We start from the raw sequence: 15787 nt of genomic DNA on the forward strand, positions 1-15787 counted from the left end.
AGGATAAGACATAAAATTGCTAATTGCTAATTTATGTATAAATCCGCTACAATGTGCGATTATGCCAAAATTATAAAAACCAACAAAAATAGAACATGTTTGAAATTAATCCAATAAAATCCAAAATAGCTGAACTTACTGAGCGCACAAATGTCATTCGGGGGTATCTTTGACTATGATCTCAAGAAAGAACGTCTTGAGGAAGTCAATGCCGAATTAGAACAATCCGAAGTTTGGGCCGATCCAGAAAAAGCACAAGCATTAGGCAAAGAACGCGTTGCGCTAGAAGAGATCATCAATACCATCAATACTTTAGAACAAGGTCTGGACGACGTCGAAGGTCTACTTGAACTTGCTATTGAAGCAGAAGATCAAGACACTTTTGACGAAGCCAATCAAGAACTTGAACAACTCGAAAAAAAGCTAGCTGGTCTTGAATTTCGCCGAATGTTCTCGGGTGATTATGACAGTGCTGACTGTTACTTAGATATCCAATCAGGCTCAGGTGGTACTGAAGCCCAAGATTGGGCGGAAATGTTACTGAGAATGTATTTACGCTGGGCTGAATCGAAAGGTTTTACAACCGAAGTGATGGAAGTATCAGACGGTGATGTAGCTGGCATAAAATCAGCCACAATCAAAGTAACCGGCGATTATGCTTATGGTTGGTTACGCACTGAAACCGGTGTCCACCGCTTAGTACGAAAAAGCCCATTCGACTCAGGAAACCGCCGTCATACCTCATTTGCATCGGTATTTGTCTATCCAGAAGTTGATGACAATATTGATATCGACATCAATCCAGCCGATCTGCGCATCGACGTTTATCGTGCATCGGGCGCGGGTGGTCAGCATGTCAATAAAACCGAATCTGCTGTACGTATTACCCACGTACCAACGGGAATTGTGACACAATGTCAAAATAACCGCTCGCAACATAGTAATAAAGATCAGGCCATGAAACAGTTAAAAGCAAAACTGTATGAGCTTGAAATGCACAAAAAGAATGCCGAAAAACAACAAATGGAAGAAAACAAATCCGATATTGGTTGGGGCAGCCAAATTCGTTCGTATGTACTTGATGATTCACGAATCAAAGACTTACGCACAGGCGTTGAAACACGCAATACGCAAGCCGTTTTAGACGGTGATTTAGATCAATTTATTGAAGAAAGCTTAAAAGCCGGTTTATAACTGGTAATAAATAAAAGGTAAAATTATGTCAACACAGCAAGAGCAACAAAACCATATTGAAGAGTTAAATAACGAGCTTACAATACGTCGTGAAAAGCTAGCTGCAATTCGCAAACAAGGCATTGCTTTCCCGAATGATTTTCGTCGTGACGCAATTTCAAGCGATCTTCATAAATTGTATGATGATAAAACTAACGAAGAGTTAATTGAAAATAAAATTACTGTCACTGTTGCCGGTCGAATGATGATGCGCCGTATTATGGGTAAAGCCTCATTTGTATCATTACAAGATGTTGCAGGGCAAATCCAGCTCTATGTCACTCGTGATGATCTACCCGAAAATTACTACAACGAACAATTCAAAAAATGGGATCTTGGTGACATCGTCGGTGCTAAAGGTTACTTATTCAAAACCAAAACAGGTGAACTATCAATTCATTGTGAAGAAATCCGCCTACTAACTAAAGCATTACGCCCATTACCAGATAAATTCCACGGCTTAGCAGATCAAGAAATGCGCTATCGTCAACGTTACCTTGATTTAATTACTAATCAACAATCACGTGACACCTTTATTGCTCGCTCAAAAGTGGTAACTGAAATTCGTAACTTTATGTTAGAAAATCACTTTATGGAAGTCGAAACCCCAATGATGCAAGTCATCCCAGGTGGTGCATCAGCCAAACCATTTATTACTCACCACAATGCGCTTGATTTAGATATGTATCTACGTATTGCCCCTGAACTTTATTTAAAACGTTTAGTTGTAGGTGGTTTTGAACGAGTATTTGAAATTAATCGAAACTTCCGTAATGAAGGCGTATCACCAAGACATAATCCAGAGTTTACCATGATGGAAATGTACATGGCTTATGCCGATTACAAAGACCTGATTGTTTTAACTGAAGCATTATTCCGCCGCCTTGCAATCGCCGTAACGGGTAATCCAGTTGTACAATATGGCGAGCATACTTTCGATTTTGGCAAACCATTTATCAAAATGACTATGCGTGAGGCAATTTGTCATTACCGTCCAGAAACCGATAATGCTGATTTAGATGATTTTGATAAAGCGTGTGCAATTGCCAAAGCTGTCGGTATTAAAATTGAAAAAAGTTGGGGACTCGGTCGAGTGGTAACTGAAATCTTTGAAGAAGTGGCTGAAGCTAACCTCATTCAACCAACATTTATCACCGAATACCCGGCAGAAGTCTCACCACTTGCTCGTCGAAACGATGAAAACCCATTTGTAACAGACCGCTTTGAATTCTTTATTGGTGGACGTGAAATTGGTAACGGCTTCTCAGAACTTAACGATGCTGAAGACCAAGCACAACGTTTTGCCGATCAGGTATCGCAAAAAGATGCGGGTGATGACGAAGCAATGTTCTATGATGAAGATTATATCACCGCATTAGAGCACGGCTTACCGCCAACAGCTGGACTAGGAATTGGGATTGACCGAACAGTAATGCTATTTACCAACAGTCATACCATTCGTGATGTCATTTTGTTCCCAACTATGCGTCCAATTAAATAAACCAAATACCACAAAAAACTCATCTATTAAAAAATAGGTGAGTTTTGTCAGTAAGCACTTATATTTTCTTTAACTTTTCTAAAATTATTTTACTCACAATAAGCATATTATATATGCAATATATATCTAATTAGGCTTTTCCAATTGCCAATCAAGTTCACTTAACATTAATATAATTTAGCATCATGCTTAACGCCACACATGTAGCCTATAACTTAATTAGTAACAGATAAATAATATAGTAAGTTATTGCTCACTATAAACATGACCACTAAACGTGGATTACGAATATATAAAGGTTTTATCAGGACTTTTCATTAAACTAAATACTGAGAAGTGAATTTTACATAAACATAACTTAGCAATCATAGAGTATATTTGTTTGATTCATACTCAAATAAGTTATTAACTTACGCTAAAGCAAATCAGCAATCTTTGCGTTTTTAATGCTCACTATTATTTAGCATTAGGTTCACTTAATTACATAAATAACCATAATATGATAATCAATCACATATAGTTTAACCTAGAAAGTAAGTACTTAATCACTTTAAATCATAACCGATTGTTCATTAATACAATAACTTAGCCTTTATGTAGATTTTGGATTCGCAAGCAACGTTGGCTATAAATTTAGCCAACGTGATGTTACTGCAATTTACTCAACTATATCGGTACAGGCTTAGACACCACAAAATTGCTATTTATCGCTCACAAAACCATTTAAGTTAACAAATATTTAACGAATAAACACTATTTTTGCTAACCCTCAACTTTCGTGCTCAAGAAATAAGCACTAAGGATAGACGCAAACCAGATCGTTCCGGGACGAGGAGTAGTTGTGAACGGCGCCTACGTCGAAAAAAACAATGAACAGTGTCGAATCATCACCGATGGCAATAGCGGTGCTGCCGACAAAAATGGATGAGATATAAAAGTGCACATTGCCCCATTCAGAAAGGAAACCTGCGCCGATATTAGCATCGGCATAATTATCACTGGATGGTGGTGTGGCAGGTGTCCATGATGGTCCCCATCCCCAACGCCTGTTAACTGCGTTAGTTAAGTCTTTTACCTGTGGCAAACGATAACCACCGCCTAAACTACTACACCAGGATGAGGCGCTATCAACAGTAACATCGCCTACGCCTAGTGGGCGGGCAACGAACCACTGCTTTAACTCAAAACCATAGCTTAATACCGTTTTATTACGACTATCTTTACCCTCTATCACAAAAGTCTGCGGCAAGCTAGCTGGAGCCACACTACCCGGTAATGCTGAATCCTGTTGGGCTTTTGTTGCTGCAGGACCAGTAAGCGTGACACGTATGAAATTTGGATTAGTGGGTGATGGTGTCATGGTAGCGGTAATACCACCTTGAGTGACAGTTGGCCAGGTTAATGTAGAGCTATCAATATTTTCTATGTCTAAATCAAAATACAAATTATTAGCACCGGTAGTCGGGAAGTTAAGCTTGTACTGTGATGGCTCAGCTGCTTGCTTTACAAAACCTCGTTGTCGATTCCAAATATCGGAAGGTTTGGAATAAACGGGCCCCCCCCGACCCGGCCATGCGTAACAGATTTTAGGCGCGGATTTGGGTCTGGTGATATAATAGGCAGCCGTGCTACCACTAAAATTACCACTATTTGGCACCCCATACTGGGTGGTTAAACTACCATCAGTACTGGTTAATTCTACTTTATAAGGTGCCATACAGCTATCTATGTTGGCACTATGCGTCACGGCTCGATTCAATTTATCGGTAATGCTCACGCTTAAATTACCGGTCGCGGTAATTCCATTAGTACCCTGACCATCACCATCATCATCCCCCCAATAATTGTAAGGCTCACCAATTAAGTCGTTTAAGGCGATAGCGTTAACAGTGGCAGGGACCAGCATTCCAATATCACTAAAGTGTTCATTGGCTTCTGGGAGAACGATTGGATTATCTGCGGTTGAAGTATTATTGTCCGGTGTGTAGGTGGTTTGAGTCGTGCCGTCAGAAACGGTAATACCTAACAGCCCCTCAGTCGTGGTGACCTTAGTGACCCCATTATCAAAGGTTAAATAGGGTGCACTACCATGAATGACTTCCGCCGTCGTTGCCGACAATGCTTGAGTCGTAGTGGCATACAGCAATAATAACCATGGTATCGATGCTAAAGCCAGTTTAGATAATTGACCTGATGCTTGAGTTTGCCTAAAAAACAAGGTTGCACTTAAGATTAACCTTAAATTTATCGCTTTAAGTAAGCGATAGCATAACGCTAAATTAAATGTGCATCTTTTGCTTACACTGATTGCTAAAAAACGAGGGTGAGTTACCTTGCTTTGATGAAATAAGTTAGGTGTAGAAGTAAGAGTTGAATTAAATTTTAGCCTAAAGAGAGATTGGTGAGTTTTTAAAACATTGTTTTGCCAGCGCTGGTGTCTGGTGTCTGGTGTCTATAATTATACTGCATGGCGTTCCACCCGTCAACTAATCTGTTATTTTATTTGATTTTTTTATGTTAAATGGCTATAAATCAAGCTTAAATAAGCTTAATTTTCGGAATTATAAGGCTATGATAAAAAAAAGTCACTCATTCAGCCGAATTATTTGTAAAGAAATGTAAATAATACCATAAATAATAAATGCTAATAGCTTTTAAATAGCCAAATATAGTTAAAATATAGCGGATTATTTTTTTATTCAAAAATATATCACCCGCTTGTTTATTAAAGTTCTGAATAGATGTTTTGGAATTTAGATGGGTTAAAATTTCGGATGTTGCTTGTTTTATGACGTTTTCTCTTTGGAGAAAACGCCCGACGCCCGAGTAAAGAGGGGATTATATGATCTTCCCCAAATTACTCGTATCGTTCATTTTTGCTTACCGATGCTATCGGCTAGGAATACACCCTGCCGCTGAAACTGTCCTGTTGTTGCTTAACCTTTATTACGCCTTATTAAACGCCTACGACTTAAGGATTAAGGACTAAGAACTAATGACTAAGGATAGGCGCAAAACCCGCGGAAGCTGTTGACGGGGTCGATGCTGTCAACGTCGCCGTCGTCCGAGCCGACATAGAACGGGGACCTACCGTTGCTGTCACTTGCCCAGTAGAAGTAGGAGACGAAGCCGGCAGCGGCATAACTGTACATGTAGCCCCATTCGGTGAACAAACCCGCACCAATATTACGCTGGTAATTATTTTGAGTTGATGCCGGCGTGGCGCCATCTATGCCATTAACGCATGGAAAGTTGCTATTATTGACGCCACATTTCGCGTTAGTTAAGTCTTTAACCTGTGGCAGACGGTAACCACCGCCTAAATTGCGACACCAGGATGATTGGTTAGGATAGTTATCTGATTTATTTCCGCGATTAACGAACCACTGCTTTAACTCAAAACCATAGCTTAATACTGCTTTATTACTGCTATCTTTACCGACTAACACAAAAGTCTGTGGCAAGCTGGGAGTAGCAATACTTCCTGGTGTGGCTGAACTTTGTTGCGATGATGTTGCCGCCGGACCAGATAGGGTGACGCGGATGTTATTAGCATTATCGGGTGATGGCGTCATGGTGGCGGTAATACCGCCTTGGCTGACTGTTGACCATGTCAATGTTGAACCGTTAATACCACCTATGTCTAAATCAAAATACAGATTATTTGCCCCAGTAGTGGGGAAGTTACGACTGTAACTTGATGACTCAGTGGACTGCACTAAAAAACCTCGTAGTGGATTCCAAATATCAGCGGGACCGGCGTAGATGCCGGTGCCCAAACTCAGATTCGGTTTGGCATAACAGATTTTTGGTGCGGCTTTAGGACTGATATAATAAGTAACAGAACTACCATTGAAACTACGACTATTAGGCCGCCCATACTGGGTGATTAAACTACCAGCAGTACTGGTTAATGCCACTTTATAAGGTGCTTGACAGATATTTAAAGTAGCACTACGACTCACGGCTTGATTGTCTTTATCGGTAATACGTACGCTTAAATTACCGGTTACGGTAATACCATTAGTACCCTGACCATCACCGTCATCATCTCCCCAATAATTATAGGGTGCACCAATTAAAGCACTTAAGGCAATGGAGTTAGCAAGGGTAGGTACCAACATCTGTACATCAGCTAAGATTTCACCAGCATTAGGTAACACTATAGGGGTAGTCGCTGAAGTATTGATTGCCGGAGTAATGGTAGTACCATCAGATAATTTAATCCAAAGCAGCTCCTCAGTAGTGGTAACTTTAGTTACCCGATTATCAAAGGTTAAATAAGGCTGAGTGCCGTTAATTACCTGCACGGTAGTGGCGGATAATGCCTCAGTATTAAATGAACAGCATAACAATAACAATGATACTAACACTAAAACTAGTTTAGATAACGGGCATGATGCTTGAGTTTGAGTATAAGCCCCGAGTGAATTTAAGATTAACCTTAAATTTATATCTTTAATTAAGCTTAAGGATAGCGCTGAGCTCAAAGCGTATCTTTTGTTTACACTTATTGCTAAAAAACGATGATTATTTACGCTGTTTCGATGAAATAAGTTAAAAGTAGAAGCAAGAATTGAATTAAATTTTAGCCTAAAGAGAGATTGGGGAGTTTTTAAAACATTATTTTGCCAGCGCTGGTGTCTGGTGTCTGGTGTCTATAATTATACTTCATGGCGCTCCATCCGTCAACTAATTATTTATTTTATTTCGTTTTTTTATATTAAATGCCATAAATCAAGCTTAAATAAGCTTATTTTTCGGAATTATAAGGCTATGATAAAAAAAAGCCACTCATTCAGCCGAATTATTTGCAAAGAAATGTAAATAACACCATAAATAATAAACGCTAATAGCCTTTAAATAGTCAAATATAGTTAAAATATAGCGGATTATTTTTTTATTCGAAAATATATCACTCGCTCTTTTCGAAAAAATAAGCGACATTTTTAGCCGTTAATCAACTTAATAATTAACGGCTATTTATTAGTCAGCTGATTTATGAGGTAAAATTAAATTTAGTACAATCGCTAAAATTCCACATAAACTGATTCCTTGCAAAGCATAAGATCCAAAATCAAAAATCATGCCGCCAATACCAAATACAAGTACTAACGAGACGATACACATATTACGTGATACAGAAAGATCAACTTTATGTTTGACTAAAATATTAATGCCAACCGAAGCTATCGAGCCAAAAAGTAATACCATAATTCCGCCCATTACAACTGTCGGAATAGAGCTTAAAAAAGCACCAATCTTACCAATAAATGACATTAAAATAGCCCAAATAGCTGCCCAGGTCATTACTCTAGTTCTAAAATTACGCGTTAATGTGACTGCACCAATAACTTCAGCATAGGTAATACATGGCGGGCCACCAAAGAAACCAGCAGCAGATGTTGCTAACCCATCACCCAGTAACGTGCGCTGTAATCCTGGTTCTTTAGTGTAATCTTTACCGGTGACAGAACTAATGGCCATAATATCACCAACATGCTCGATTGTTGGTGCTATAACGATCGGAATCATATATAAAATGGCTTGCCATTGAAACTCAGGAAAAGTGAAATCTGGAATTTTAAACCAAGGTGCTTCGATGACTTGTTGAAAGTTGACAATACCAAAAATACAAGAAAACATGTAACCAACAATAATTCCAGCAATAATTGGCACTAATTTAAAAAAACCTTTTGCCCAGATTGCTACAATCAACGTCGTTAATAAAGAAGCCATTGAAATAATAATCAATTGATAGTTTTCTGCTGATAAACCGCTATTTTTACCCATTGCCATGCCAACCGCTACCGGCGCTAAAGATAAACCAATAACCATAATAATTGGCCCTGTTACAACTGGAGGTAAAATGCGATCAATAATATGGCTGCCATTAATTTTGACTAAAAAAGCAAAAAACATAAAAACCAAACCTGCCGCAACTAATCCACCTAACGTAGCTGGAATTCCCCACTGTGCAACCCCAAAAGAGATAGGTGCAATAAATGCAAATGAAGAAGCTAAAAATACAGGCACTTTTCCTTTAGTGGTTAATTGAAATAATAACGTACCCACACCCGCTGTAAACATTGCAACATTTGGATTTAATCCAGTTAAAAGTGGCACTAAAACCAATGCACCAAAGGCAACAAATAACATTTGCGCACCGGTAAAAATATCTTGCCAAGCATGTTTAAGTGGCGAGATATTATTGTTTATTTGATCAAGAGCATTTTTAGTCACGTGGTCCTCTCTTAATTACTCTATTAATTGATATTTATTTCTTTACTAAATAGCGGACATAAAAAAACCGGATAAACCGGTCTAAAATTTGAGATTTTATTTTGTGCCGAATATCTTATCTCCAGCATCGCCAAGCCCTGGTAATATATAACCTTTATCGTTCAATTTATCATCGATTGAAGCGGTATAAAGTTCAACATCAGGATGAGCTTGTTCCAATACTTTAATACCTTCTGGTGCAGCCACTAAAACAAGCACTTTAATATTTTTACAACCTGCTTTTTTTAGTAAATCAATTGTTGCAACCATAGAACCACCCGTTGCTAACATTGGATCAACAACTAAAGCCATACGTTCATCAATGTCAGAAGTTAATTTTTGGAAATAAGGAACAGGTTCAAGCGTTTCCTCATTACGATAAAAACCAACAACGCTTATACGTGCACTAGGTATATGCTCAAGTACACCATCCATCATGCCTAAGCCGGCACGTAAAATAGGTACTACGGTAATTTTTTTACCTTTAATTCGTTCAACTTGTACTGGTCCACACCAGCCTTCAATGGTCACTTTTTCAGTGGGTAAGTCAGCAGTAGCTTCATAGGTTAATAAACTGCCAACTTCACTAGCAAGATCGCGAAAATCTTTAGTGCTAATATCATGTTCGCGCATTAAACCAATTTTATGGCGTACTAGAGGATGTTTTACTTCAACTATTTTCATGGGAGGGCCTCAGTGTTACTTTTTATCATCTATTAGTAGGTATAAATAACCACTGAGCGATAATGTTAACATAGATCATTGTAACTGAAAACCTATAATCGTGAGCAAAACATAGCAAACATAAAAATAACATATTGTTTGTTAATATATTGTTACTATGTGTAAATATTTTGTTTTATTTATGTTTTTTTATTAAAATAGTCGCTGCTTTAAATAGCAAAAGTCAAATATAAATAAAAAAAGGAATTATAACAATGAATTGGTTTATCAGTTGTATGACAAAAAATTATGCAAACTTTAGTGGTCGAGCTCGTCGTAAAGAGTATTGGCTTTTCAACTTATTTGTAATCATATTTTTTTTCGTATTAATGTTTTTAAGTTCGCTTAGTCAAGCTATGGCATCATTAATGCTTTTAGTTGGAGTAGTTGCAGTATTAGCATTTTTTATTCCAAGTTTAGCAGTGACGGTACGTCGTTTGCATGATACCGACAAATCAGGCTGGTGGTATTTAATTAGTTTCATCCCATTTGGTAGTATTGTACTGCTTGTTTTCATGTGTATAAATTCTACACCGGGTAGTAACGAGTATGGTGATAATCCGAAAGGATTATAATTGCTTGTTTACCTCATCAATTTTATTGATGAGGTTCTATTATTCCAACATTATTTTTATGCAATTAAATACTTTCTCCATCTAGATATTCAACAGACAAATCCACCACTTTTTGATCTATCCTTTCCCCATTAATTCTTTTTAATAATAGTTCTGCAGCTATTTTACCCATTTCAATTCTTGGAGTATGTATCGATGCTAATTTTGGATTCATATATTGACCTATTTGATGCCCATGAAAACCAACAATAGCGATTTGTTTAGGAATTTCAATGCCCATTCGTTGGCATTCAAGCAGTACGCCTAAAGCCAAATCATCGTTAGTACTAAAAATCCCATCAACGGCAGGAAACTCTTTTAAAATTTGGTGTAAAAAACGTGCGCCAAGTTCATAAGAGGAGGCTTCTTTAGTCGCTAACGTACGCGGCGTTAAGCCTGCTTCTTGCATCGCTTTTTCATAGCCTTGTTGACGAATAATGCTACGTTGATCTTGCCTTGCGCTAAAATAAACAATATTGCGACGCCCTTTTTCGATCATACGATGAATCATATTTCGGGTTGCAGTAAAATTATCAAATCCGACGGCCATATCAATACACGGCGACACACTATCCATAATTTCAACCACAGGAACGCCCGAAATTTCGATCATTTTTAATGTAGCAGGATTATGGATTCTTTCAGTTAAGATTAATCCATCAATATTATAAGAAAGTAATGAACGAACCCGTTGCTCTTCTTTATCGGCATTGTATCCTGTATGAGTAATCATGGTCTGATATCCTTTGGCATCAGTTACCATCTCAATTCCTTTTAAAATATCCGCAAAAACTTGGTTGGTTAACGATGGAAACACAACCCCAATCGCATTACTTTTTGCATTTGATAACATATCAGGCGCTTTATTAGGGATATAACCAAGCTGCTCGATTGCCGCTGAAATTTGAGACTGTAATGGTTTAGACACCAAATTAGGATCGCGTAAATATCGACTCACTGTCATTTTACTTATGCCAATTAAATTAGCAATTTCTTGCAAACCAGTTCGCCGTTTTTTACTATAACTCATCACTGTTTTTCCGGAAGTTGTGGCTGCCAATCAATCGGTGTTTTACCCTGTTTTATAATAAGATCGTTTGCCTTTGAGAAATGCTTACAACCCAAAAAGCCACGATGTGCAGATAATGGTGATGGATGCACAGACGTTAAAACATGATGTTTTTGCCGATCGATAAATTGCCCTTTTTTTTGAGCGGGTGAGCCCCACAATAAAAATACAACACCTTCAAGATATTTATCAATTGCCGCAATAACATGGTCAGTAAACGTTTCCCAACCTATTTTAGCGTGGGAATGAGCTTGCCCTGCTTGAACAGTTAATACCGTATTTAATAAAAGAACACCTTGATTTGCCCAAGAACCTAAATAACCATAAGAAGGAATTTTGAAACCCTCAATATCCGTCGAAAGCTCTTTATAGATATTAAGTAACGATGGTGGTGGTTTAACGCCAGGTAGTACTGAAAACGACAAACCGTGAGCTTGATTAGGTCCATGATATGGATCTTGTCCTAATATCACGACTTTAATGTCATTAAAAGGCGTAAAGCGGAATGCATTAAACACATCATGCTGTGGAGGATAAATCACTTTACCTTTAGCTCGTTCTGATGCGACAAATTGCAATATTTGTTGAAAATAAGGTTTATCTTTTTCCGATCCAATGACATCATGCCATGTTAATTGATTACTCATACAATACCTATATTATTATTTCATATGGCTCAACAACATTATCAGCCGATAACATTAATTATACCTAAAAATAATAATAAACCTAACAGTAATCAAGTACGTTTAATCTAAATAAACACGCTTAAAAATTCAATTAAACATAAATTAGGCATAACTTGCTCGTTCAGCATCAATATTTAACGATCATTTTTGTAATAATCCAAGTTTATGAATTAAGATCTGAAATTTGGATTGATTAATAATCTAATTAATTTTATTAATGAGTAACACACTCATCATCAAAGTAATCATCCCAAAGGGATTCATGATATTTATGGTTATTGGCAATGCGTATACTTAGATGAATAATATAAAATATGCATAAGATCATATTTGTATTGATAATCGTATTGCTATTGATAAAAAGTTATTAAATGATAATAGGCTAGGTATGGCATTAAAATTTACTTTTACCTTAAGTGAACCGCTTAAAATTGATGTAAAAAATACCGTTTTTAAGGCAACTTGATTTACCTAACTTATTAATCGTCGTTTTATTACTTGTAAAGTATTTTAATACAATTGAATAATAATATCTTACATATCAATCAGTTGATTAGTTTAAAAAAAATATTAATCAATTTTTATCAAAGGTATTACTTATCGAATTAATAGCTTTTTTTGACTTTAATCAAAACTTGAAAGTGCTATATTAACCTTAATTATTTTAGGGCAATAAGGCCCCGTTAGGAGGATTTAAAAATGATTACAGGTATCCAAATTACTAAAGCAGACAATGCAGCACTTCTTAACTCTTTCTGGTTATTGGACGACTCTACAAAAGAAGCTCGTTGTGTCGCTGCAAAATCAGTTTATAAAGAAGATCAAGTTATCCCAACTGCAGAACTTGGTCAATTCGAATATCGTGAAGTTCCATTAGATGTTGCTCCAACTATCAAAGTTGAAGGTGGTCAACACTTAAATGTGAATGTTCTTCGTCGTGAAACTTTAGAAGATGCTGTTCAACACCCAGAAAAATATCCACAATTAACTATTCGTGTTTCTGGTTATGCAGTTCGTTTCAACTCATTAACTGCTGAACAACAACGCGACGTTATTGCTCGTACATTCACAACTAAAATGTAATTTTAGTTTATTATCGAATGATTAAAACCCAGCTTATGCTGGGTTTATTTTTATGAAAAAACAAATTTCTTTGTTCTAAACTAGTCTACCCAAGCTAAATACTCCATCCAAGCAGGATCAAACTCACAGTCAATTTTTACTGATAGATCTTGATATTGATTTAATATATTTTGAATTATTTGAGTAGCAAAATGTTTATCTTCTACATACCAAAGCATAGTTCTTGTTGCTTGGTGTAAAGAATTTTGGGCATGAATGCCTTTCTTATTTTCACGGAAAGCGGCGCTAATGGCATCTTCTATATCGTAAACTAACGATAAGGTCTCTTTACAATCTAGCTCTATACTCAGATTAAGTCCATAACCATAATTAATATCACAAGCCAATGCATTAGCCGTTTCGTTACGCTGCACTAAGGTCGTATCATCAGGATCATCTTTACTTGCTAATTCAAATACAAACAATTGATCTTCACTTTCAGAAATAGGAAAAATACCGGTGTGTTTTAAATCATTTTTCCAGATATCATCAAATCGTTTAGCAAACTCTTCAGCCGTAATACTATTAGAATCAGGCATTGTGTCGACAAAATTAATTGATTGCACTTTTATAGCTAAGTCGTACTCCCCTAAAAGATGATCCAAAATGACTAAAGCTAATGTTTGTGCATAATTTATTTGATCTTTGGCGATTGGTTTAGCAAACATTAAATCCAAAGCAATTTTACGATGATCTTCATGATATTGAATCAATAAATCAGATGCCCCCAATGAAAAAGAGGTACCATTAAAATTTATTTCAAAATCAGAAATTTTATTAGCTCGTTGACGAAATGCCTCGATTTCAAATAGATCTAAACTAGGTGCTAATTTAACAATTTCTACTACTAGTTCAAAACGTTCAATTTTACCTTCAGCAGTAAAAATAATTTTATGTTTTTTTACCTCTCCCCCCATAATTTCGGCAATAACGTCTAATTGGTTTTCACTTAACAAGTTATTGAGCTTTTCCATTAAATCTAAAGGTTGCAATTCACTAAGAGACTGTTCTGACTGTTTAACTTTATTCCAAAAGGATTGGATAGCTATTTTGAGGTTATCATCTGGTGTTGATTGTTGAGCAATGACTACATTTTGTGGTCGCAATTTTTGCCAAAGTTTTTTAAAAAACATAAAAAAATCCTATAGATAAAAGTGATTAAAATTATATACAAATAAAAATAATATGTAATTCAATATACTACATCAATTTAATTTTGAACAACATCGATTATCTACGTTTGATACAAAATATTGCACAAAATTTAGCTATCAAGAATTAACAAAAAAACATTTAAAAATGAGGGTTTATTGATATGAACTAGATAAATAAAAATGGCGAGGTAGTTTTTCTGCCTCGCCATTTGTACATTATTGAAAATTATTAGCCAAAAAACTTTTTCACTTTATCAAAAAAGCTTTTTTCTTTTGGACTATGCTTAGAACTTTTATCGGCTTTAAAACTTTCGCCTAATTCTTTTAACAACTCTTTTTGTTTACCCGTTAAATTAACAGGAGTTTCAACCACAACATGACAATACAAATCACCCATTGTACTACCGCGTAATGATTTGACACCTTTACCACGTAATCTAAACATTTTTCCTGTTTGTGTTTCGGCCGGTATCGTTAAACTGACTTTACCATTAAGTGTTGGTACTTCAACTTCGCCACCTAGTGATGCCAATGCAATATTAATTGGAATTTCACAATGTAAATTATTACCATCACGTTCAAAAATACCATGTGGTTTAACTTGCACTTGCACATATAAATCACCAGCTGGTGCACCGTTTAAGCCTGCTTCACCTTCACCGGAAAGTCGAATACGATTACCCGTATCCACCCCCGCAGGAATAGTTACAGAAAGTGTTTTTGTTTTTTGGATACGACCTTCGCCATGACACTTTTTACAAGGATTTTTAACTACTTTGCCTCGTCCATGACAAGTTGGGCACTCTTGCTGTACAGCAAAGAAACCTTGGCGCATTTGCACAACCCCTGCACCATGGCAAGTTTCACAGGTAACAACATCTGATGCCTTTTCTGTACCTTGACCATGACAAGTATCACAAGTAACCCATGTTGGTACTTTTATTTCTTTGCTGACACCCGCAGCGGCTTCTTCAAGTGTTAAGGTAATATTGTATTGCAGATCAGCACCACGTGATGCGCTTTGCGCTCGTCCGCCACGACCACCACCAAAGAAATCACTGAATATATCATCAAATGCTGAACCACCACTAAAGCCGCCGAAGCCACCAAATCCACCGGCACCCGCTCCGGCACCACCGCCAAAACCTTGCTCGAAAGCAGCATGCCCATATTGATCATAAGCTGCTTTTTTCTGCGCATCGGTCAAAACTTCATAAGCTTCTTTCACTTCTTTAAATTTTGCTTCTGCTTCAGCTTTATTATCCTGATTTTTATCAGGATGATATTTCATGGCAAGGCGTTTATAGGCTTTTTTTATTTCAGCTTCAGTAGCACTTTTACTTACGCCTAATGTTTCATAATAATCTTTCTTCGCCATAATTTACCTTTATTTTTATTTA

General features: G+C 36.8%; 12 protein-coding genes. 4 read left to right on the forward strand and 8 right to left on the reverse strand.

Annotation, left to right across the window (positions count from 1 at the left end; translation table 11 throughout):
- Positions 1-95: 95 nt before the first annotated feature.
- Positions 96-1194, forward strand: a protein-coding gene (prfB, locus tag J3U56_RS09295; RefSeq protein WP_323849472.1) for a peptide chain release factor 2 whose coding sequence is annotated in 2 segments (ribosomal slippage) — positions 96-170 and positions 172-1194 — 1098 coding nt in all. Because the reading frame shifts where the segments join, the coding sequence is not laid out codon by codon here.
- Between the two features lie 25 nt (positions 1195-1219).
- Positions 1220-2734: a lysine--tRNA ligase gene (gene lysS, locus J3U56_RS09300; RefSeq protein WP_267334344.1), complete on the forward strand. Its 1515-nt coding sequence runs from the start codon at positions 1220-1222 to the stop codon at positions 2732-2734.
- Between the two features lie 796 nt (positions 2735-3530).
- Here lysS and J3U56_RS09305 read toward each other — a convergent pair.
- From J3U56_RS09305 to upp, 4 genes are all read right to left on the reverse strand, one after another.
- Positions 3531-4952, reverse strand: a complete 1422-nt coding sequence (locus J3U56_RS09305) for a hypothetical protein (protein ID WP_267367453.1) — start codon at positions 4950-4952, stop codon at positions 3531-3533.
- A gap of 781 nt (positions 4953-5733) precedes the next feature.
- On the reverse strand, positions 5734-7224 hold the full coding sequence (locus J3U56_RS09310) for a hypothetical protein (RefSeq protein WP_267367454.1): 1491 nt from the start codon (positions 7222-7224) through the stop codon (positions 5734-5736).
- 496 nt (positions 7225-7720) lie between these two features.
- Positions 7721-8977, reverse strand: a complete 1257-nt coding sequence (locus J3U56_RS09315) for a uracil-xanthine permease family protein (protein ID WP_267334350.1) — start codon at positions 8975-8977, stop codon at positions 7721-7723.
- A gap of 96 nt (positions 8978-9073) precedes the next feature.
- Positions 9074-9700, reverse strand: coding sequence for a uracil phosphoribosyltransferase (gene upp, locus J3U56_RS09320; protein WP_065633185.1), 627 nt, complete (start codon positions 9698-9700; stop codon positions 9074-9076).
- Between the two features lie 254 nt (positions 9701-9954).
- Here upp and J3U56_RS09325 point away from each other — a divergent pair, with 254 nt between their 5' ends.
- Positions 9955-10314, forward strand: a complete 360-nt coding sequence (locus J3U56_RS09325; RefSeq protein WP_267367455.1) for a DUF805 domain-containing protein — start codon at positions 9955-9957, stop codon at positions 10312-10314.
- A gap of 64 nt (positions 10315-10378) precedes the next feature.
- On the opposite strand, the gene gntR is transcribed toward J3U56_RS09325, so the two are convergent.
- A complete protein-coding gene (gene gntR / locus J3U56_RS09330; RefSeq protein ID WP_267334354.1) occupies positions 10379-11383 on the reverse strand; it encodes a gluconate operon transcriptional repressor GntR in 1005 nt (334 codons plus the stop codon).
- Positions 11383-12069 carry a uracil-DNA glycosylase gene (gene ung, locus J3U56_RS09335; RefSeq protein ID WP_267334356.1) on the reverse strand — a complete coding sequence of 229 codons (687 nt, stop codon included), beginning with the start codon at positions 12067-12069 and terminating at the stop codon, positions 11383-11385. Before ung ends, gntR begins: the two co-directional genes overlap by 1 nt.
- A 741-nt stretch (positions 12070-12810) precedes the next feature.
- Here ung and grcA point away from each other — a divergent pair.
- Positions 12811-13194 carry an autonomous glycyl radical cofactor GrcA gene (gene grcA, locus J3U56_RS09340; RefSeq protein ID WP_065633189.1) on the forward strand — a complete coding sequence of 128 codons (384 nt, stop codon included), beginning with the start codon at positions 12811-12813 and terminating at the stop codon, positions 13192-13194.
- Between the two features lie 80 nt (positions 13195-13274).
- On the opposite strand, the gene J3U56_RS09345 is transcribed toward grcA, so the two are convergent.
- Together J3U56_RS09345 and dnaJ are read right to left on the reverse strand one after the other, a co-directional pair.
- Positions 13275-14366 carry a DUF695 domain-containing protein gene (locus J3U56_RS09345; RefSeq protein WP_267367457.1) on the reverse strand — a complete coding sequence of 364 codons (1092 nt, stop codon included), beginning with the start codon at positions 14364-14366 and terminating at the stop codon, positions 13275-13277.
- 250 nt (positions 14367-14616) lie between these two features.
- Positions 14617-15765, reverse strand: coding sequence for a molecular chaperone DnaJ (gene dnaJ, locus J3U56_RS09350; RefSeq protein WP_065633191.1), 1149 nt, complete (start codon positions 15763-15765; stop codon positions 14617-14619).
- Positions 15766-15787: the final 22 nt, after the last annotated feature.

This window comes from Gilliamella sp. B2824, from assembly GCF_026536245.1.
GTDB lineage: Bacteria > Pseudomonadota > Gammaproteobacteria > Enterobacterales > Orbaceae > Gilliamella.

Coding starts and splice junctions, on each gene's coding strand:
- gntR (WP_267334354.1), bottom strand. CDS start 11,383: ATGAGTTATAGTAAAAAACGGCGAACTGGTTTGCAAGAAATTGCTAAT.
- J3U56_RS09345 (WP_267367457.1), bottom strand. CDS start 14,366: ATGTTTTTTAAAAAACTTTGGCAAAAATTGCGACCACAAAATGTAGTC.
- lysS (WP_267334344.1), top strand. CDS start 1,220: ATGTCAACACAGCAAGAGCAACAAAACCATATTGAAGAGTTAAATAAC.
- upp (WP_065633185.1), bottom strand. CDS start 9,700: ATGAAAATAGTTGAAGTAAAACATCCTCTAGTACGCCATAAAATTGGT.
- dnaJ (WP_065633191.1), bottom strand. CDS start 15,765: ATGGCGAAGAAAGATTATTATGAAACATTAGGCGTAAGTAAAAGTGCT.
- J3U56_RS09325 (WP_267367455.1), top strand. CDS start 9,955: ATGAATTGGTTTATCAGTTGTATGACAAAAAATTATGCAAACTTTAGT.
- ung (WP_267334356.1), bottom strand. CDS start 12,069: ATGAGTAATCAATTAACATGGCATGATGTCATTGGATCGGAAAAAGAT.
- grcA (WP_065633189.1), top strand. CDS start 12,811: ATGATTACAGGTATCCAAATTACTAAAGCAGACAATGCAGCACTTCTT.